Source organism: Nonomuraea lactucae (genome assembly GCF_003313395.1).
Lineage (GTDB): Bacteria > Actinomycetota > Actinomycetes > Streptosporangiales > Streptosporangiaceae > Nonomuraea > Nonomuraea lactucae.
In genome coordinates this window covers 1-18,206 of record NZ_QNFZ01000277.1, presented here as the reverse complement: position 1 = coordinate 18,206, position 18,206 = coordinate 1, and the positions used below count along the sequence as shown (strand labels likewise).

18 protein-coding genes are annotated in these 18,206 nt (G+C 72.8%); 9 read left to right on the top strand and 9 right to left on the bottom strand.

Going from position 1 to position 18,206, the window contains the following annotated elements; genetic code table 11:
- Positions 1-108 precede the first annotated feature (108 nt).
- The 3 genes from DQW85_RS18550 to DQW85_RS18540 all read left to right on the top strand — a co-directional run bounded on the left by DQW85_RS18550 (position 109) and on the right by DQW85_RS18540 (position 2,786).
- A complete protein-coding gene (locus DQW85_RS18550) occupies positions 109-522 on the top strand; it encodes an ArsR/SmtB family transcription factor (RefSeq protein ID WP_113701560.1) in 414 nt (137 codons plus the stop codon).
- Positions 522-1,445, top strand: coding sequence for a cation diffusion facilitator family transporter (locus DQW85_RS18545; RefSeq protein WP_113701559.1), 924 nt, complete (start codon positions 522-524; stop codon positions 1,443-1,445). The genes DQW85_RS18550 and DQW85_RS18545 overlap by 1 nt, the downstream gene beginning before the upstream one ends.
- Before the next feature lie 486 nt (positions 1,446-1,931).
- Entirely contained in the window at positions 1,932-2,786 is an 855-nt protein-coding gene (locus DQW85_RS18540; RefSeq protein WP_162795097.1) for a CAP domain-containing protein, read from the top strand.
- Between the two features lie 127 nt (positions 2,787-2,913).
- Here the strand turns inward: DQW85_RS18540 and DQW85_RS18535 are convergent, their stop codons facing one another.
- From DQW85_RS18535 to DQW85_RS18525, 3 genes are all read right to left on the bottom strand, one after another.
- On the bottom strand, positions 2,914-3,354 hold the full coding sequence (locus DQW85_RS18535) for a DUF4383 domain-containing protein (RefSeq protein WP_113701557.1): 441 nt from the start codon (positions 3,352-3,354) through the stop codon (positions 2,914-2,916).
- Between the two features lie 69 nt (positions 3,355-3,423).
- A complete protein-coding gene (locus DQW85_RS18530; RefSeq protein WP_113701556.1) occupies positions 3,424-4,248 on the bottom strand; it encodes an SAM-dependent methyltransferase in 825 nt (274 codons plus the stop codon).
- 69 nt (positions 4,249-4,317) lie between these two features.
- Positions 4,318-5,157, bottom strand: a complete 840-nt coding sequence (locus tag DQW85_RS18525) for a universal stress protein (RefSeq protein WP_113701555.1) — start codon at positions 5,155-5,157, stop codon at positions 4,318-4,320.
- A gap of 150 nt (positions 5,158-5,307) precedes the next feature.
- Between DQW85_RS18525 and DQW85_RS18520 the strand changes: the two genes are divergently transcribed.
- The gene (locus DQW85_RS18520) at positions 5,308-5,949 is read left to right on the top strand and encodes a response regulator transcription factor (RefSeq protein ID WP_113701554.1); all 642 of its coding nucleotides are present in this window, start codon (positions 5,308-5,310) and stop codon (positions 5,947-5,949) included.
- A gap of 52 nt (positions 5,950-6,001) precedes the next feature.
- Positions 6,002-6,451, top strand: a complete 450-nt coding sequence (locus tag DQW85_RS18515) for a pyridoxamine 5'-phosphate oxidase family protein (RefSeq protein WP_113701553.1) — start codon at positions 6,002-6,004, stop codon at positions 6,449-6,451.
- On the opposite strand, the gene DQW85_RS18510 is transcribed toward DQW85_RS18515, so the two are convergent.
- From DQW85_RS18510 to DQW85_RS18495, 4 genes are all read right to left on the bottom strand, one after another.
- The gene (locus DQW85_RS18510; protein ID WP_113701552.1) at positions 6,399-8,087 is read right to left on the bottom strand and encodes a sensor histidine kinase; all 1,689 of its coding nucleotides are present in this window, start codon (positions 8,085-8,087) and stop codon (positions 6,399-6,401) included. The genes DQW85_RS18515 and DQW85_RS18510 overlap by 53 nt on opposite strands.
- 74 nt (positions 8,088-8,161) lie before the next feature.
- Positions 8,162-9,148 carry an Acg family FMN-binding oxidoreductase gene (locus tag DQW85_RS18505; RefSeq protein WP_113701551.1) on the bottom strand — a complete coding sequence of 329 codons (987 nt, stop codon included), beginning with the start codon at positions 9,146-9,148 and terminating at the stop codon, positions 8,162-8,164.
- A 112-nt stretch (positions 9,149-9,260) separates the two neighbouring features.
- Entirely contained in the window at positions 9,261-10,226 is a 966-nt protein-coding gene (gene cydB / locus DQW85_RS18500) for a cytochrome d ubiquinol oxidase subunit II (protein WP_113701550.1), read from the bottom strand.
- 23 nt (positions 10,227-10,249) lie between these two features.
- The gene (locus DQW85_RS18495) at positions 10,250-11,626 is read right to left on the bottom strand and encodes a cytochrome ubiquinol oxidase subunit I (protein ID WP_113701549.1); all 1,377 of its coding nucleotides are present in this window, start codon (positions 11,624-11,626) and stop codon (positions 10,250-10,252) included.
- A gap of 168 nt (positions 11,627-11,794) precedes the next feature.
- On the opposite strand from DQW85_RS18495, the gene DQW85_RS18490 reads away from it, so the two are divergent.
- The gene (locus DQW85_RS18490; protein WP_205315216.1) at positions 11,795-12,451 is read left to right on the top strand and encodes a hypothetical protein; all 657 of its coding nucleotides are present in this window, start codon (positions 11,795-11,797) and stop codon (positions 12,449-12,451) included.
- Positions 12,452-12,528: 77 nt separating this feature from the next.
- Positions 12,529-13,143, top strand: a complete 615-nt coding sequence (locus DQW85_RS18485; protein WP_113701548.1) for a CBS domain-containing protein — start codon at positions 12,529-12,531, stop codon at positions 13,141-13,143.
- Here the strand turns inward: DQW85_RS18485 and DQW85_RS44590 are convergent.
- Positions 13,121-13,594 (bottom strand): BON domain-containing protein, encoded by a 474-nt coding sequence (locus DQW85_RS44590; protein WP_275888209.1) that lies wholly within the window; start codon positions 13,592-13,594, stop codon positions 13,121-13,123. The two genes, DQW85_RS18485 and DQW85_RS44590, sit on opposite strands and share 23 nt — an antisense overlap.
- A 34-nt stretch (positions 13,595-13,628) precedes the next feature.
- Here DQW85_RS44590 and DQW85_RS18475 point away from each other — a divergent pair, with 34 nt between their 5' ends.
- Together DQW85_RS18475 and DQW85_RS18470 are read left to right on the top strand one after the other, a co-directional pair.
- The gene (locus tag DQW85_RS18475; protein WP_113701546.1) at positions 13,629-14,378 is read left to right on the top strand and encodes an HAD family hydrolase; all 750 of its coding nucleotides are present in this window, start codon (positions 13,629-13,631) and stop codon (positions 14,376-14,378) included.
- A complete protein-coding gene (locus DQW85_RS18470; protein WP_113701545.1) occupies positions 14,375-17,488 on the top strand; it encodes a pyridoxamine 5'-phosphate oxidase family protein in 3,114 nt (1,037 codons plus the stop codon). The genes DQW85_RS18475 and DQW85_RS18470 overlap by 4 nt, the downstream gene beginning before the upstream one ends.
- Before the next feature lie 65 nt (positions 17,489-17,553).
- Here the strand turns inward: DQW85_RS18470 and DQW85_RS18465 are convergent.
- Positions 17,554-18,206, bottom strand: a 653-nt coding sequence (locus tag DQW85_RS18465; protein ID WP_113701544.1) for a DUF6544 family protein, incomplete at its 5' end; no start/stop codon positions are given.

The following is an 18,206-nucleotide window of genomic DNA, read 5'->3' as shown; positions in this document are numbered from 1 at the left end:
GGGTCACCGGCCCCGCCGCTCGTCGGAGGCGACGCGCGGCCGCGTCCGCTCCACGGCCGGGGAGCGGCCATTGACAGGGCGGAGATCGAGATGGCTACCCTAGTTCATATGAACGCGTCTTCAGATAATCATCTGACCATCGACGGATGCGCCGTACGGGTGGTTGACGCGCCGCGCGTGGCCTCGGTGCGGGAGCGGATGCCGCGGCCGGAGGACCTCCGGGACACGGCCGAGGTGTTCGGGCTGCTGTCCGATCCCGGCCGGTTGCGGCTGCTGATGGCGCTGCTGGACGGCGAGCTGTGCGTGTGCGACCTCGCCGCGGTGAGCGGGCAGAGCGAGTCCGCGGTCTCGCACGCGCTGCGCCTGCTGCGGGCGCACCGGGTGGTCTCGGTCCGCCGTGCCGGGCGGATGGCGTACTACCGGCTGGAGGACGCGCACGTGCGCATGCTGCTGGACCTCGCGCTCACGCACACCGAGCACACCCACGCCATCCACCCCGAACGCGACGAGGATTCCCGCTGATGAGCGCCGGGCACGGGCACGGGCACGGGCACGCGCAGCGGGCCGGGCACGCGGGTGGCCGTCATCGCTGGCGGCTGGCGGTGTCGTTCGTCCTGGTCGGCTCGTACTTCGTGGTCGAGCTCGCGTACGGGCTGCTGTCCGGCTCGCTGGCGCTGCTGTCGGACGCGGGGCACATGGCCGCCGACGTGGTGACCCTGGGCGCGGCGCTGGTGGCCACGCGCATCGCCACCCGCCCCGACACCACGGGCCGTCGCACGTACGGCTCGTACCGGGCCGAGGTGTTCGCGTCGCTGCTGGCCGTGGTGACGATGCTCGGCGTCGCGGCGTACGTCGTCTTCGAGGCCGTCGGCCGGATCGGCGGCGACGCGAGGGTCGCGTCCGGGCCGATGCTCGTCGTGGGCGCCATCGGCCTCGTCGTCAACGTCATCGCGCTGCTGCTGCTGCGTTCGGGCGCCGAGGAGAGCCTGAACGTCAAGGGCGCCTACCTCGAGGTGGTCGCCGACACCGCGGGTTCGGTCGGGGTCATCGCCGCCGGCTGGCTGGTCGCGGCGACCGGACAGCCGATCTGGGACACGGTGGTCGCCCTGGGCATCGGGGCGTTCGTCGCGGTCCGCGCCGTGTCGCTGGGGCGGCAGGTCTTCGCGGTCCTCGGCCAGCACGTCCCGGCCGGCATGGACGCCTCCGCCGTGGCCGCCGACCTGACGGCCATAGAGGGCGTACGTGACGTGCACGACCTGCACCTGTGGACGCTCACCTCGGGGATGCACGTGGCCACCGCCCACCTCGTCACCATCGAGCCGGCCGACAACCACGCCGTACTCGACCAGGCCCGCGACGTGCTGCGCCACCACCACGGGGTCGCCCACGCCACCCTCCAGGTCGAACCCGCCGACCACACGGGCTGCGACGAACTGGACTGGTGACCCGCGCCGCGCCTGGAGTCCCCCCACCACCCGGATACCGGCTCCCCGCGCCTGGCCTGCCCCCCTCAAATCGCTCACACCGTTCACACCGTTCACACCGTTCACACCGCTCTGGCGCGCCCGGCGCGGGCCCGTGCCCCGTCCGGGCCGCGCGACCGGCCCGGCCTTTGGGCTGGAACCGGGGACGACGGCGGGGCAGCGGCATGGGATCAGCGGGTGGAGGCGGGAGACGGCCGGACCGGGAGGCGGAACACCGGGCGCAGGCGCGTGATCACCGGGCGCAGCGGCCAGGCAGCCGGGAGGCGGAGCAGTGGTGAGGGACGGGTGATCGAATTCGGCGGGCGTAAGGGCTGGTCGGACGGGGTTGGAACGAGTCACAGCCGTCACTTATCTCCCACTAATATCCGAAATTTCATGACAGAGGGGTCAAGTCCCGACAGAATGCGGAGTCCGTCCAGCGTCTAAATCAACTGGAGGAACCCCCATATGCGTAGACCCCTAGGGGTACTCGCGTGCCTCGTGAGCGTGGCGGCCCTGTCCTCGCCGGTCGCGACCGCCCAAGCAGCGTCGACACCGCCGGCTGAATGCCGCCTCTTCGCGGCCAGGCCGAACGTCACCGCCACGGGCAACATCCAGGCTTCCGCCCGCTGGTTCGGCTGCGGCCGTCCCACGCTCGTCCTCTTCCGGGCCACCGCAGGCCCCGACCAGGTCGTCAAGGGCAGCGCAAGGCGAGCCGGCAACGGCAGGATGACCGTCGAGCTTCCGTGCGCCTCCGGCGTCTACTACTCCGTCGCCACGGACCGCCTCGGCAACGTCGCCCAGTCCCGCCCGGCACGTCTCTCCTGCAGCTCCACGGGCACGCCGACCCCGGTTCCGACCCCCTCTCCGAATCCCTCCCAGCCGGGCGGCCCCACGCCCACCCCCGTCACGCCCCCGCCGGCCGGCGGTGTGGGCACGCCGGAGGAGAACGAGGTCGTACGGCTGACCAACGCCGAGCGGGCGAAGGGCGGGTGCCAGCCGCTCAAGGCGGACGCCCAGCTCCGCAAGGCCGCCTTCGGCCACTCCTCGGACATGGCGACCCAGAACTACTTCAGCCACACCTCCAAGGACGGCCGCACGTTCATGGAGCGCATCCGTGGCGCCGGCTTCACCGGTGGCTCGGCCTTCGCCGAGAACATCGCGATGGGCTATCCCAACCCGGCCGCCGTGGTCGTGGGCTGGATGAAGAGCTCGGGTCACCGGGCCAACATCATGAACTGCAACTACAACCTCATCGGTGTGGGCGCGGCCAAGAACTCCAAGGGCCAGATCTACTGGACCCAGAACTTCGCCCGCCGCTAGCAGACCGCTGAGCTCCGGGGGAGTCCACCGGAGACGAACCCACGGCGGCGCCCCGCGACCAGCACTGGTGGCGGGGCGCCGCCTCCGCCGGCCAGGACGTCCTCCGTGTGCCGTCCCGGCCGGCGTGTCAGGTCGTCAGGACCCGGCGGCGGGACAGCAGGAAGCCGAGCGCCACCATGCCGACGCCTAGCAGGAAGTGCAGCCAGTCGTCGGCCGAGTTGACCGGCACGAAGTTGGCCGCGCTGTCCTTCTCGATGAGCAGCCCGTAGAGCCACAGCACCAGGTAGATGACGCCGCCCGCGATGAGGAAGGCGCGGGCTCCGCTCCACGTGCGGGCCAGCAGGATGCCGGCGACGCCGTACAGCAGGTGGACGATGTTGTGCAGGATCGAGACCTGGAACACGCCCAGCAGCATGGCGCCGGACTCGTGGCCGGCGAACGCCATGTCTCCGTAGCCGGTGGTGATGCCCGGGATGAAGCCGAGTACGCCGACCAGCAGGAACACGGCTCCGACGACGAGCGCCGCCATCTGCAGAGGTGTCCGGGCCGAGGATTTGAAGGCGTTCATGGAGCCTCCCTGGAGGGCATTGATACTCTCCGCTACCCAGGGGGAGCCGTGTCAGTCCACTTCCCGGCGTCAGCGGGGCGCCAGGCGGGCGACGCCGCCCTCGACGCGCAGTGCCGGCGGTCCGTCCAGCAGCGGGATCGACTGCTCGTCCTCGTCGCTCAGGCGCCACTCCTGCACGGGTACGAGGCCGGGCCCGATCAGCTCGAACCCGTCGAACAGGCGCAGCACCTGCTCGTGGGTGCGGAAGGTGGCCTGCGCGGGTGAGCCGGCGGTGGCCTTGGCGAGCTGGGCGATGGCCTCGGGCCTGCTCTCGGCCATCGTGTGGGAGAGCACGAGGTGGCTGCCCGGCGCCATCCACTTGCGGAAGGCGGCCACGATGCCGCCCGGGTCCTCGCCGTCCGTGACGAAGTGCAGGCTGGCGACCAGCAGCACGGCCAGCGGCTGCTCGAAGTCGATCAGGCCGGTGACGTGCGGGTCGTTCAGGATGGCGTCGGGCTGGCGCAGGTCTGCCTGGATGCTCGCGACGCCGGGGGCGTCGGCCAGCAGCACCTGGGCGTGCAGCCTGACCACGGGGTCGTAGTCCACGTAGACGACGCGGCAGGCGGGGTTCGTCTCGCGGGCGACCTCGTGGACGCTGGGCGAGGTGGGGATGCCGGTGCCCAGGTCGAGAAACTGCCGGATGCCCTGCTGGGCCAGGTGGCGTACGGCGCGGACGAGGAAGATCCGGTTGGCCCGCGCCACCTGCCGCGAGTCGGGCGCGACCGCGAGGAGCTTGTCGGCGACGGCCCGGTCGACCGCCACGTTGTCCTTGCCGCCCAATAAGTAGTCGTAGACGCGGGCGGAGCTCGGCACGCGGGGGTCGACGCCGGGAGGCACGCGTTCCAACTCGGACACCGGGGGTGCCTCCTTCACCTATGCCGCAGAGCCGTCATCCTACTAGCTTCGCGGAAGCGGAAGATCGAGTCACCTGTCCCTTCTGGCCACGGCCAGCGGGCACGGGGAGTGGTGCAGCATGCCCTGGCTGACCGAGCCGAGGACCATCCCGGCGAGCGTGCCGTACCCGTGCGACCCCACCACGAGGAGGTCCGCCCCGGCGGCGGCCTGCCGGAGCACGCCGATGGGGTGGCCGTGCACGACCTCCTCGACCACCGGGACGCCGGGGTGGCGCTCCCGGTAGGGCGCGAGCCGGTCCTTGAGCATCCGCACCTCGTCCCGCTCCTTCTCGCTGCCTGCCGAGCCGAACCCGACCAGCCGCGGCCAGGACCAGGCGTGGACCGCGCGCACGCTCAGCCCCCGCAGCTCCGCCTCGGTGAACGCGAAGTCCAGCACCCGGCTGGCCGTCGGGGCGCCGTCGACGCCCACAACCACCTCGCCGCGCGGCGACGCGGGCACCTCGCGGACCAGGACGACGTCGCTCTCTGCGTGCCCGGCGACGCCGAACGCCACCGAGCCGACCAGCATCCCGCGCACGCCACCCATGCCGTGGCTGCCGATCACCGTGAGCTCGGCGTCCTTCGACGCGTCGACCAGCGCGGCGCGCGGGTCGCCCGGCAGCAGGGCCGTCTCGACGGCGAGCTTCGGGTGCTCGCGGCGCACCCGGTCCTCCGCCGCGGCGAGCACGGTCTTGCCGCCCTCGCGCATCCACCGGCCCACCTCGGCGTAGCGGCCGGCGCCCTCCTTGCAGGCCCAGTCGGGCAGCGCGTGCACCAGCTTCAGGGGCACATCGCGCAGCGCCGCCTCCTCCGCCGCCCATCCGGCGGCCTCCAGCCCGGCACGGGACCCGTCCACACCCACGATGATCATGCGTTCCTCCTCAGCCACTCCCTTCGATGACATCACGGCCGGTGGCGGGCGGGCCAACGCCGGAAGTCCCGTGGACCGGGGACCTACGGAACGCGATTCGGGACCTTGGTCCCTTTCCGCCCACGGAGCGCGACGGATAACGTCGAGGCCATGATTCGTGTGTTCCTCCTCGACGATCACGAGGTGGTACGGAGGGGCGTGGCCGCCCTGCTCGACTCCGAGGACGACATCGAGGTGATCGGCGAGGCCGGCACCGCCGAGTCGGCGATCGCCCGCATCCCGGCGCTGAAGCCGGACGTGGCGGTGCTGGACGTGCGGCTTCCCGACGGCAACGGCGTCGACGTGTGCCGGGAGGCGCGCTCGCGGCTGCCCGGTCTGGCGTGCCTGATGCTGACGTCGTTCGCCGACGACGACGCGCTGTTCGACGCGGTGATGGCGGGCGCGTCGGGATACGTGCTCAAGCAGATACACGGCTCCGACCTGGTCGGCGCGGTGCGGACGGTGGCCTCCGGGCAGTCGCTGCTCGACCCCCAGACCACCGCGGCGATGCTGCAGCGGCTGCGCGACCAGGCCTCCCGGCAGGACCCCCTGGCCACGCTCTCGGAGCAGGAGCGCCACATCCTCGACCTCATCGGGGAGGGCCTGACCAACCGGCAGATCGGCGAGCGGCTCTTCCTGGCCGAGAAGACGGTCAAGAACTACGTCTCCAACCTCCTGGCCAAGCTGAACATGCAGCGCCGCACCCAGGCGGCGGCGCTCTCCGCGCGTCTGCGGGCTGATCGGCGGGAATGAATGGGACCTTCGCCCCTAAGGGACGCCGGTGACGAACGGCGATCCTAGACACATGCCAATCGATTCGTCCGGACTGCTGGTGCTCTCCCGCGAGGAGTGTCTGCGGCTGCTTTCTTCCACGCCGATAGGGCGGATCGTGTTCACCGATCGCGCGCTGCCCGCGGTGCAGCCCGTGACGTTCCGCCTCGACGGCGAGAGCGTGGTGATCCGCACCGCCGCGGGCTCCAAGCTGGCCGCGGCCACCCGGCACGCCGTGGTGGCGTTCGAGGTGGACGAGTTCGACCCGGAGGCGCGCACCGGCTGGTCGGTGACCGCCGTGGGGCACGCGCGCGCCGTGCATGATCCCGAGGAGATCGAGCGGCTGTCGGCGCTGCCGCTGACCGCGTGGGCGCCGGGCGAGCGCGACCACTACATCGTGGTGGACGTCGAGCAGGTGACCGGCCGCCGGATCAGAGCGGAACAGACCAACGGAGTACGGCCCCGCCGGTCTCCGGAGAGCTGACCTCGAAGGAGCCGCCCAGCTTGGCGGCGCGCTCCTCCAGGTTGCGCAGGCCGCTGCGCCTGCCGTCGGCGGGCAGCCCGACGCCGTCGTCGCGCACGACGAGCGTGAGCGTGTCGGCCGTCACCTCCACCGACACGTCGGTCCTGGACGCTCTGGCGTGGCGCACCACGTTGGACATCGCCTCGCGCAGGACGGCGAGCAGGTGCTCGGCCGTGTCGTCGGGGACCCGGTGGTCGAGCTGGCCCTCCATGCGCAGCCCCGGCAGGAAGCCGAGGTGGCCCCGGGAGGACTCGACCAGCTCGACGATCCGCGCCCGCAGGCTGGGCGCGTCGTCGCCGGGCACCGTCTGCAACGCGAAGATCGTGGACCGGATCTGGCGGATGGTCTCGTCCAGCTCGTCGATCGCGTGCTGCAGCCTGCCCGACGCCTCGGGCCGTTCGACCAGCCGGACCATGCTCATGAGCGTCATCGCGGTGGCGAACAGCCGCTGGATGACCACGTCGTGCAGGTCTTTGGCGATGCGGTCGCGGTCCTCCAGCAGGGTCAGGCGCTCGGCGTGCCTGCGCGCCTCGGCCAGCTCCAGCGCGATCGCCGCCTGGCCGGCGAACGACTCCAGCATGCGCAGGTCGGAGGCGCTGAACGGCAGGCGGCCCGACCGTTTGGCGAGGGCCAGCACGCCGCGCACGGTCTCACCGGCGCCGAGCGGCATGAGCAGCTCGGGGCCGAACCCCAGCCCGCGCAGCGGGGAGTCGGAGTCGAGCAGCTCTCCCGCCGTCACGGGCCGCCCGCTGGTGAACACCTCGCCGGCCGCGGTGGCCGTGAGCTCGAACGTGAGGCCCTCCACGTCGTCGGACAGCTCGCCTTCCACGAACTCCACCGCGAGGGTGCCGCCGTCATCGTCCGGCAGGAGGATCTGGACCAGGTCGGCGTCGCTCATCTGGCGGGCTCGGGCGGCCATCAGGGCGAGCACCTGGCGCGGGTCGGCCCCCGACAGCAGGCTCGTGGTCACCTCGGAGGAGGCCTGCAGCCAGGTCTCGCGCCGCCGGGACTCCTCGTACAGGCGGGCGTTCTCGATGGCCACGCCGGCGGCTGTGGCCAGGGCGATGACGATGGCCTCGTCCTCCTCGTCGAACTCGCCGCCGCCGCGCTTCTCGGTCAGGTAGAGGTTGCCGAACACCTCGTCGCGCACCCGCACCGGCACGCCGAGGAACGTGCCCATCGGCGGGTGCCCCGGCGGGAAGCCGTAGGACTCGGGGTGGTCGGCGATGCGGCCGAGGCGCAGCGGCCGGGCGTCCTTGATGAGCAGGCCGAGCAGCCCGAGCCCGTGCGGCCAGTGCTCGATCTTGGCGATCTCCCCCTCGGACAGCCCGACCGGGATGAACTGGACGAGCGTCCGCTCCTGGCCGACCACGCCGAGCGCGCCGTAGCTGGCGTCGACCAGCTTGGTGGCGGTCTCGACGATGCGCCGCAGCACGGTCTCCAGGTCGAGGTCGCTGCCCACCGAAACCACGGCCTCCAGCAGCGCGTGGACCCGGTCGCGGGTGGCCAGCACGGCGTTGAGCCGTACCTGGAGCTCCGCCAGCAGCTCGTCGAGCCGCATGTTGGGCATCAGCGGGCTGTGCTCGCCTTGCGTCATACGATCAGTGTCCCATCGACGCCCGGCGCCGCCCACCCCGGCCCGGAGTGGAAGCGTCACTCCCCGTGGCGGTGTCAGTCCAGCATCTCAGGCAGGGAGCGGCGGACGCCGCCCTTGTCGTCGAAGGTGATCCCCAACCGCATGATCATCTGTGGGTACTCGTGGGAGCAGAGCTCCTGCCGCAGGAACTCGCGCAGGTGGTACGCCTCCAGCGCCTGGGTGTGGAAGGCGGCGCTGACGCCGTGGGCGCAGGCGTGCAGCAGGACGCGCTGCAGCGCCTGCCCGGCCGCGATCCACTCCTCTCGGGTGTCGCCCCGCGTGGTCAGCAGCGCGACCGCGCCCGTCGCCGTTCCCTGCCCCTCGCCGCCCTCTGTGCCCCACTCGTGCCGCCAGGCGTAGTCCCGCTGCGGGAAGTACGGGTCCGTGCGCGCCGCCGTACGGGGGTAGGACTCGGCGGGCACGCCGTCCCTGCGCGCGCTGCCCGGCGGGCGCGCCCAGCGGATGACCTCCAGGTTGAGCACCCGGTCGTGGGACTGGGCGCCCTGCGCGGCCCGGGTGAGCGCCGCGATGATCTCCACCGCCTCCTCGGAGCCGACCGGCGTCAGCTTCGCGCCCTCGGCCCGCGCCTCCCTGACCAGGGTGTCCAGCAGCCGGTCGGGCACGGGCAGGTCGGTGAAGCCCGCCCGGTGCGTACGGCGCCGCTCGATCTCCCGGCCGAGCGAGCGGGTGTGCTCGTCAGGCACCGCGGGCGCGCCCAGGGAGACCGTGGCCACGAGCGACGGCCGGTCCGGGTCGGGCAGGACCCGCACGATCGGTTCGAACCCCTCACAGCGCAGCGCCGTGACGATGGTGAACAGGGCGGCGCCGCAGCTGATCAGCAGCTCGCGCCCGGCGCTGTCGCCCACCCGCAGCTTGCGGTCGACGTCGGCCCGCAGGCTGATCTCCTCTCCGGAGACGGCGAACGACCACGGCTGCGTGTTGTGCACGGACGGCGCCCAGCGGGCCGCCTCCAGCGCCCCGTGGATGGCCCGGTCCTTCTGCTGTGCCGTTCGGGTGGTCATGGCAGCACCTCCAGTGGTGTCGACTCCAGCCCATCACGGGCCGCGGTCGCCGGTCAGGGCCGAAGGTCCCGCCCGGGCGGGACCGTCGGCCCACCCGCCCGGAGGCGCACGCTCACGCGGCGCCGGTGACGCGGCGGCGGAAGACCCAGTACGTCCACGCCTGATAGGCGAGCACCACGGGGGTGAAGATGCCCGCGACCCAGGTCATGACCGTGAGGGTGTAGGGGCTCGACGCGGCGTTGGTCACGGTGAGGCTGTTGGCCGGGTCGAGGGCGGGCATCACGTTCGGCCACAGGCTCGTGAACAGGGCGGCGGTGAAGGCCGCGACGGCCACCGCGCTTGAGGTGAACGCCCAGCCGTCGCGGCCGGCGGCCGTGGCGAGCAGGGTGCCGAGGAGCCCGGCGAAGGCCACACCCACCGCGGCCCAGGACAGGATTCCGGCCCTGGCCGACACCAGGAAGGTCATCACCACGACCATGGCCACGGGGGTGAGCGCGCGGGCGGCCCGGACCGCCCGCCGCCGCAGCTCGCCCGTGGTGCGCAGGGCGAGGAAGACCGCGCCGTGCTGGGTGAACAGCAGCAGCGTGGCCGCGCCGCCGAGCAGCGCGAACGGGTTGAGCAGGGTGAACAGGCCGCCGGTGTACTCGTGGGCGGCGTCCAGCGGGACGCCGCGGACGATGTTGGCGAACGCGACCCCCCACAGCAGGGCCGGGCCGAGCGAACCCCAGAAGAAGGCCCGGTCCCACCCGCGGGTGCCGTCGCTCTTGCCGCGGTACTCCAGCGCCACGCCCCGCATGATGAGCGCCAGCAGGATGAGGAACAGCGGCAGGTAGAAGCCGCTGAACAGGGTGGCGTACCACTCGGGGAACGCGGCGAACGTCGCTCCGCCCGCCACCAGCAGCCACACCTCGTTGCCGTCCCACACGGGCCCGATCGTCCGCACGACGGCGCGCCGGTCGGTCTCGTCGCGCGACAGGAACGGCAGCAGCACGCCGACCCCGAAGTCGAAGCCCTCCAGGACGAAGTAGCCGGTCCACAGCACGGCGATCAGCACGAACCAGATGGTGGTCAGTTCCATGACAGCAGTCCTCGATGAGTCGCTCAGTAGCTCAGGGCGGGGGCGGCGGGCTCGGCCTCGGGCTCCTCGTCCCGCGGGCCGATCCGGACAAACTTCAGCAGCAGCCGCACCTCGATGACCGCCAGCACGGCGTAGACGAGCGTGAAGCCGGTCAGGGTGACGGCGGCGGAGGTGACGTCCACACCTGGCGAGACCGCGGCGGCGGTGCGCATCAGGCCGAAGACGGTCCACGGCTGGCGGCCCATCTCGGTGAAGATCCAGCCGAGCGTGTTGGCCAGGAACGGCAGGCCGATGCCCGCGATCGCCAGCCGGTGGAACCACCGGCCCGCGGGCAGCCTGCCGCGCCTGGTCAGCCAGAGCCCCGCCAGCGCCAGCAGCGCCGACAGGGCCCCGAACCCGATCATCAGGCGGAACGACCAGTAGGCGAGGCCGACGACCGGCCGGTAGTCGCCGGGGCCGTGGAGCGCCTGGTAGCGCGCCTGGATGTCGTTGATCCCCTCGACCTTCCCGTCCAGGGTGTTGGTGGACAGCAGGCTCAGGCCGTACGGGATCTGCAGGTTGACGTGGTTGCGGCCGTTCTCGACGTCGCCGACGGCGAACAGCGAGAACCCGGCCGACGTCTCGTCCTCCCACAGGGCCTCGGCGGCGGCCATCTTCATCGGCTGCTGCTCGGTCATGATCTGCGCCTGCCAGTGGCCCGAGAAGGACACGCCGATCGCGGCCACCACGGCGACGGCCAGTGCCAGCCGGGCGGAGATCCGGAAGGTGGCCTCATCCCTCCCGCGGAGCAGGAACCAGGCGCTGACACCCAGGACGAACGCGGCGGCGGTCAGGAACGCGCCGAAGATCACGTGGGGGAAGGTGACCAGGGTGGTGGAGTTGGTGAGCACCGCCCAGATGTCGGTGAGCTCGGCCCGGCCGTTGTTGATCCGGTAGCCGACGGGGTGCTGCATCCATGAGTTCGCGGCCAGGATGAAGTAGGCGGAGATGTTCGTGCCGATCGCCGCGAGCCAGATCGTGGCCAGGTGGAGCCGCGGCGACAGCCTGTCCCAGCCGAAGATCCAGAGGCCGAGGAACGTGGACTCCAGGAAGAACGCCAGCAGCCCTTCCATCGCCAGCGGCGCGCCGAACACGTCACCCACGAACCGCGAGTAGGCGCTCCAGTTCATGCCGAACTGGAACTCCTGCACGATGCCGGTTACCACGCCCATCGCGAAGTTGATCAGAAAGAGCTGCCCGAAGAACCTGGTCAGCCGCAGGTGCTCGGGTCTCCCCGTGCGGTACCAGGCGGTCTGCAGCCCGGCCACGATGATCGACAGGCCGATCGTCAGCGGTACGAACAGGAAGTGGTAGACGGTCGTGATGCCGAACTGCCAGCGGGAGAGGTCCAGGACGTCCATGCCTGCAAGGGTCGGGGTCCGGGGGACGCCCTCCGTAGGGCCGGCCGTCCCCTCCCGGGGAGGACCTTGGTCCCCGCGGCAGGGACCTTTCGCAACCCGCGCGGCGGGCCGTCCGGCTCTGCCTGCCGCCGCGGGCCCGCGGGAGTGTCTTGGGGCAGGAGGTACGCCATGTCCACTCCCCCGCTGGCCGGTGAGCTGGGCGTCCGGCGGCTGCTGGTCGCGGCCGGCCTGCTGCCGGTGGTCCGGCTGCTGCCCACCCGGGAGGCTCGGCCCGAGCTGCTGGCGGCCGTGCGCATGGGCGACGCGCGGCCGGCCTCCGCGGGGCAGCGCGACCTGTACGACCTGATCTGGGCGCGCCGCACCAACCGCGAGCCGTTCGAGGATCGGCGGGTGCCGCCCGCGGTGCTGGCCGAGCTGCGCATAGCCGCGTCCCGTGAGGGGGCGAACCTGGTCCCGCTGGATCGGCACGCCTCGGCCGAGACGCTCGACCACGTCGCGATGGCCGAGGACGAGCTGTCCCGCGACCGCGACTACCGGGCCGGGCAGGCGCTGCAACGGGTGCTGCTGATGGCGGCCGGGCACGGGGTGTCGGCGTCGTTCCTGAACCAGCCGATGGACCTGCGCGACATGCGCGACCGCCGGGATCCGCGGCACCGGCTCGGCCACCCACAGATGATCATCCGGCTCGGATACGGCCCGTTCGTGGCCGCGGGACAGCGGCGGCAACGATTGAGGACTTCCGCCCCTTACCCACGATCGGTGCCAGGAGTTCTGATGAGGGAAGGAACCGGACACGGGCTCGCACCGGCCCACCGGAAGGGGTGAGCGGCCATGCCGACGACGCTCAACGACGCGACGGCCATGCCGGGCGGGGCCGGCCCGGGGTGGAAGGGCAGGTAGCCATGCTGGTCCGCGAGGTCATGACCAGCCCCGCCGTCTCGGTCCGCCGCACCGACCCCGTGCGGCGGGCGATCCGGGTGCTGCACGGCCACGACATCACCGCCGCTCCCGTTCTCGACGACGCGGGCCGCCTGGCCGGTGTCGTCAGCGAGCTCGACCTGCTGCGCGGCGAGTTCGAGCCCGACCCGCGCGCCTCCATGCTGCTCCCGAGCGCGTCCGCCGAGCTCCCGCCCCGCCAGGTGTGGCAGGTCATGACCCACGCCGTCGTGACCGTCACGCCGGCCACCGACGTCACCACGGCGATCGACCTCATGGTCGGCAAGAGGATCAAGAGCCTGCCGGTGCTCATGGACGAGCACGTGGTGGGCATGCTCAGCCGCCGGGACCTGATGGCCATGCTCGCCCGCCCTGACGAGGAACTGCGCGAGGCGGTGGTCGCGGCGCTGCGCGAGCAGTACCCGTCAGGCCCGGCCTGGGAGGTCACCGTCCGCGACGGCGTGGCGGAGCTCCGCCTGCCGGCGGACGAGCCGCCGGACCCGCCCGCGGAGCGCGTCGCCGACCTGCTCACCCGTACGGTGCCCGGCATCCTCCGGGTCAGGCACGTGGCGGGACGATGAGGTCCTCCCTGTCGTGGGCCGGCTCGGACACCACGTCCACGACGCCCTCGACCGAGCGGACCGCCTCCACGACGGCGATGGCCAGGGACCTGGACGCCACCCTGCCGCGGACCGTCACCACCGACTTGTCGATCTCGATGGACAGCGCCCGCGCGTCGGGCAGCCGGGCGCGGATGTCGGCCATCAGGTCGGCGGCCGGGCGGGTGAAGACCCTCAGCACGTCCCGCTGGTGCAGGGTGCCGACGACGCGTCCGGTGACGGGATCGACCACGGGGAGCTGCTTGACGCGCCTGTCGCGCATCAGCCGCGCCACGGCGCGGGAGCGGCGAACGTCCCTGGCGGCAGGGGCCAAGGTCCTCGCCGGAGCGCCGCGGACGGGCGCCGGGCGGGCACTTCGCACGGCGCGCGGGCGGGGCCGGAGGGGTCCCGGGCAACCGGGTCCTCCGGCCATGTCTGGCCCGCCGACCTGGGGGTAGCGTCGTCGCATGGCCGCCATCGACCTCACCACGGTCAACGCCGTCGCCTTCGACACCGACGGGGTGGTCACCGACACGGCCCGGGTCCACGCGGCGGCGTGGAAGCACGTGTTCGACGCGTTCCTGCGCGGGCGCGGGGCGCCGTTCGACGTCCGCGCCGACTACCTGCGCCACGTCGACGGCCGGCCCCGCCTGGACGGGGTGCGCACGTTCCTGGCCTCGCGCGGCATCACGCTGCCCGAAGGGGGGCCGTGGGACGAGCCGGGCGCCCCTACCGTGCACGGGCTCGGGCTGGCCAAGGACGCGCTGTTCGTGGAGCAGATCCGCCGGCACGGGGTGGCCGCGTTCCCCTCGACCGTCGCGCTGCTGCACGAGCTGCGGCGGCGCGGCTGCCGTACGGCGGCGGTGTCGGCGAGCAGGCACTGCCGCGCGATCGTGTCGTCGGCGGGGCTGCTGCACCTGTTCGACGTGCTGGTCGACGGCGTCGACGCGGCCCGGCTGGGCCTGCCCGGCAAGCCGGATCCGGCGCTGTTCCTGGAGGCCGCGCGGCGGCTGGGCCTGCCCGCCGGGGAGGTGGCGATGGTCGAGGACGCGCTGCCGGGGGTGGAGGCCGGGCGCAGGGGCGGGTTCGGGCTGGTCGTCGCGGTGGACCGGACGCGATCTCAGGCCGCGGAGATGCGCGGCGCCGGCGCGGACGTCGTGGTGACGGACCTCGCCGAGCTCGCCGTCACGGGCCACGTTCCCGTGAGCCGTCCATGATGAGGCGCCGGACGTTCACCGGCCCGTACGAGCCCCCGACCGGCCCGCACGGACCCCACGCCGGCCCGCATGAACCCCACGCCGGCCCGCACGAGTCCCCCACCGGCACGCGGGAGCCCACCACCGGCCCGCACGAGTCCCCCACCGCCACGTGGGAGCCCTCCACCGACCGGCACCGGCCGCCCACCGGCTCGTGGGTGCTGCGCTACGACGGGTACGACCCGGACGGCGAGCCGCTGCGGGAGGCGCTGTGCACGCTGGGCAACGGCCGGTTCGCCACCCGCGGCGCGACCCCCGACGGCGGCGCGCGGACGCCGGGCACCTACGCCGCGGGCTGCTACGACCGGCTCGAATCCGCGGTCGCGGGGCGGACGGTCACCAACGAGGACCTGGTCAACCTGCCCGACTGGCTGCCCCTGGGATTCGCCACCCCGTCGGGCTGGTTCAGCCCGGACACGGCCGACCTCCTGGACTACTGGCACGAGCTGGACATGCGGCGCGGGCTGCTGCTGCGGTCGCTGCGCTGGCGCGACGGGGCGGGACGGATCACCCGGGTGCGGCAGTGCCGCCTGGTGTCCATGGCCGACCCGAGCCTGGCCGCCCTGGAGACCGTCTTCACCGCGGAGAACTGGTCGGGCCCGCTCCGCGTACGGGTGGCCCTCGACGGCCGGGTGACCAACCACGGTGTCGCCCGCTACCGCGACCTGCGCGGCGACCACCTGACCGGCCATGAGACCGGCAGGTTCGGCGACCTGGCCTGGCTGACCGCCCTCACCCGGTCCTCCGGCATCACCGTCGCCCTCGCGGCCCGCACCGACCACGGCGCGCGGGCCCCCGAGGTGCTCGACGAGCCGGACCGCGTCACCGCCGAGCACCTGCTCGACCTCGCCGAGGACGAGCCCGCGACCCTCACCAAGATCGTCTCTCTGGTGACGTCCCGCGACCCGGCGATCCACGACCCCTGCTCGGCGGCGCTGCGCGCCGTGCGGCTGGCGCCCCACTTCGACGCGCTGCTGACGCGCCACGCCACGGCCTGGGAGCGGCTGTGGGAGGGGGCCCGGCTGGACGTGGACGGGTCGGAGATCGCCCGGGCCGTGCACCTGCACGTGTTCCACCTGCTGCAGACCGTCTCGCCGCACACCGCCGACCTCGACGCCGGGGTGCCCGCCCGCGGGCTGCACGGTGAGGCGTACCGGGGGCACGTGTTCTGGGACGAGCTGTTCGTGCTGCCGTGGCTGAACCTGCGCTTCCCCGACATCTCGCGCGGCCTGCTGCGCTACCGGTGGCGGCGGCTGCCGGAGGCCCGGGCGGCCGCCCGGGCGGCGGGGTTCGACGGGGCGATGTTCCCCTGGCAGAGCGGCAGCGACGGGCGGGAGGAGACCCAGACCCTGCATCTCAACCCGCTGTCGGGGCGCTGGCTGCCCGACCGCTCGCACCTGCAGCGGCACGTGGGCCTGGCCATCGCCTACAACGTGTGGCAGCACCACCTCGCTACCGGCTCGATGCCGCCGTGGTGCGCGGAGCTGCTCGTGGACATCGCCAGGTTCTTCGCGTCCCTCGCGGTGCCGTACGAGGAGTCCGGGCGGTACGAGATCCACGGCGTGATGGGCCCGGACGAGTATCACGAGGGCTGTCCCGGGGCCTCCTCCCCTGGCCTGGCCAACAACGCCTACACCAACCTGATGACCGTGTGGCTGCTGCTGCGCGCCCTCGACACCCTGGAGCTCCACCCCGACCTGCCCGTGGGGGCCGAGGAAACGGAGCGCTGGCGGGACATCACCCGGCGTATGCGGATCGACTTCCACGACGGCGTGATCAGCCAGTTCAGCGGCTACGCCGACCTGAAGGAGCTCGACTGGGACCGCTACCGCGAGGTGCGCCGCCTCGACCGGGCGCTGGAGGCGGCGGGCGACGACGTGAACCGCTACAAGGCGTCCAAGCAGGCCGACACGCTCATGCTCTTCTACCTGCTCACCTCGGACGAGCTGCTGGGCCTGCTGCACCGGCTCGGCTACCCGGCCGGTCCCGAGCTGATCCCCCGAACGGTCCACTACTACCTCGACCGCACCAGCCACGGCTCCACCCTGAGCGCCGTCGTGCACGCCTGGGTCCTCACCCGCTCGGACCGCGCGCGGTCCTGGAGCTTCTTCACCGAGGCGCTGGCCAGCGACATCGAGGACGTCCAGCACGGCACCACCGCCGAGGGCGTCCACCTCGGCGCCATGGCCGGCACCCTCGACCTGATCCAGCGCTGCTACCTGGGGCTGGAGCTACGCCGCGACGGGCTCCACCTCGACCCCCTCCTGCCCGACGAGCTGGCCCCCCTCTCCCTGCCCGTCTGCTTCCGCGGCACCCGCTACTTCATCGACGCAGACCACGAGAAGACGCGGATCAACGGGGTCACGCTCGCGCGCGGCGCCCGCCGTACCTTCGCCAGCGAACAAGGGGGGACGACCATGTCCACCGGCGACCTTGGACGCCGCATCATCCACCATCGCGAACGCCTCGGCCTGTCACGGGAGCAGCTCGCCGAGCGCGCCGCCATGGCGCCCGGGTACGTCAAGTACCTGGAGGAACATCCTGACACCATCGGCACCAGCGCCCTGACCCGGCTGGCCGGTGCCCTGCAGACCACCGTCGAGGACCTGCTCGGCGGCGGCGTCGACCGGCCCCCCGGCGTCGGCCGGGCCCAGGCGGGCCCCACGCTCGAAGCGCTCGCCCCCGAGGAGTGCCTGCGCCTCATCGCGCCCGGCGGCATCGGGCGGGTGGCGTTCGGCGGGCTGCACGGGCCGATCGTGCTGCCGGTCAACTACAAGATGCACGAGGGCGCCATCGTCTTCCGCACCGCCTACGGCGGCCCCATGGACCAGAGCCTGCGCACGGGGCTGGAGGGCGTGGAGGTGAAGATCGGCTTCGAGGTGGACCAGATCGACGAGGCCAGGCGGGAGGGGTGGAGCGTCCTGGTGCAGGGGCCCGCGCACCACGTGCCGCCGGAGGAGCTGCGGCAGGTGACGGGCGCCGGCGTGTCACCGTGGGCGGGCGGGGAACGCGAGCTCTACATCCGCATCGTGCCCCACCAGATCACCGGTCGCCGGATCCGGGGACTCTGATGGTCGAGCACGGCACCGCCGAGCAGGGCGCCGGCCGCCGCCCGGGATGAACGCCCGGGACGGGATCAGCGGTAGCGGGCGTGGTCGACCGCGAAGCGGATGAACTCGCCCTCCGCCCACCTGGCGTCGCCCGGCCACCAGCCGCCCCGGAGCTCCGCCGGGATCGTGAACCCGTCGAAGGTGACCTCCCTCCCGCACTCCACCCCGAACGGGTGCGGTCCGTACGGGCCCTTGCCGGGATCGCCCCAGCGGCGCATGGTGACGGCCTCCAGCCTGCCGTCCGGCGCGATCGTCAGCGTCACCTCGTGCTCCTCGTCCCCCACCGGCACCCTGGCGACGGCCTGGCGGTCGTCGAGCGGCTTCCAGTGGACCCGGGGATCCAGCGCGGCGGCGGGTGCCAGCACGAACTCGCAGGCCAGCCGCCCGGCGGCGCTCCGGCTGACGTCGGGGCCGCCACCGGACATCACCGGCAGGACGCCGAGCAGCCGCCAGCGCATCTCCCCCACACCGCCCCGGTAGCGGTCGAACCCCCGTACCGTCAGCAGCCCCAGCCGGGCCGCGGCCGTCCAGACGTACCCCGCCATCGGCCGCACCACCTGCGTGGCGCGGAACGGGCGCCAGACGCCCAGCCGGATCGTGCCGTGCGTCTCCAGCACCACGGCGCGCAGCAGCGGCGCGCCCGGCGCGATGGCGCGCAGGACCCACCGCCGCGCGGGCT

What these genes read in the sequence shown, in the direction of transcription:
- DQW85_RS18515 (WP_113701553.1), top strand. Translation starts at nt 6,002, where the DNA reads ATGCCAATCGATTCGTCCGGACTGCTGGTGCTCTCCCGCGAGGAGTGT.
- DQW85_RS18540 (WP_162795097.1), top strand. Translation starts at nt 1,932, where the DNA reads ATGCGTAGACCCCTAGGGGTACTCGCGTGCCTCGTGAGCGTGGCGGCC.
- DQW85_RS18535 (WP_113701557.1), bottom strand. Translation starts at nt 3,354, where the DNA reads ATGAACGCCTTCAAATCCTCGGCCCGGACACCTCTGCAGATGGCGGCG.
- cydB (WP_113701550.1), bottom strand. Translation starts at nt 10,226, where the DNA reads ATGGAACTGACCACCATCTGGTTCGTGCTGATCGCCGTGCTGTGGACC.
- DQW85_RS18545 (WP_113701559.1), top strand. Translation starts at nt 522, where the DNA reads ATGAGCGCCGGGCACGGGCACGGGCACGGGCACGCGCAGCGGGCCGGG.
- DQW85_RS18490 (WP_205315216.1), top strand. Translation starts at nt 11,795, where the DNA reads ATGTCCACTCCCCCGCTGGCCGGTGAGCTGGGCGTCCGGCGGCTGCTG.
- DQW85_RS18550 (WP_113701560.1), top strand. Translation starts at nt 109, where the DNA reads ATGAACGCGTCTTCAGATAATCATCTGACCATCGACGGATGCGCCGTA.
- DQW85_RS18520 (WP_113701554.1), top strand. Translation starts at nt 5,308, where the DNA reads ATGATTCGTGTGTTCCTCCTCGACGATCACGAGGTGGTACGGAGGGGC.
- DQW85_RS44590 (WP_275888209.1), bottom strand. Translation starts at nt 13,594, where the DNA reads ATGGCCGGAGGACCCGGTTGCCCGGGACCCCTCCGGCCCCGCCCGCGC.
- DQW85_RS18505 (WP_113701551.1), bottom strand. Translation starts at nt 9,148, where the DNA reads ATGACCACCCGAACGGCACAGCAGAAGGACCGGGCCATCCACGGGGCG.
- DQW85_RS18510 (WP_113701552.1), bottom strand. Translation starts at nt 8,087, where the DNA reads ATGACGCAAGGCGAGCACAGCCCGCTGATGCCCAACATGCGGCTCGAC.
- DQW85_RS18485 (WP_113701548.1), top strand. Translation starts at nt 12,529, where the DNA reads ATGCTGGTCCGCGAGGTCATGACCAGCCCCGCCGTCTCGGTCCGCCGC.
- DQW85_RS18470 (WP_113701545.1), top strand. Translation starts at nt 14,375, where the DNA reads ATGATGAGGCGCCGGACGTTCACCGGCCCGTACGAGCCCCCGACCGGC.
- DQW85_RS18475 (WP_113701546.1), top strand. Translation starts at nt 13,629, where the DNA reads ATGGCCGCCATCGACCTCACCACGGTCAACGCCGTCGCCTTCGACACC.
- DQW85_RS18495 (WP_113701549.1), bottom strand. Translation starts at nt 11,626, where the DNA reads ATGGACGTCCTGGACCTCTCCCGCTGGCAGTTCGGCATCACGACCGTC.
- DQW85_RS18525 (WP_113701555.1), bottom strand. Translation starts at nt 5,157, where the DNA reads ATGATCATCGTGGGTGTGGACGGGTCCCGTGCCGGGCTGGAGGCCGCC.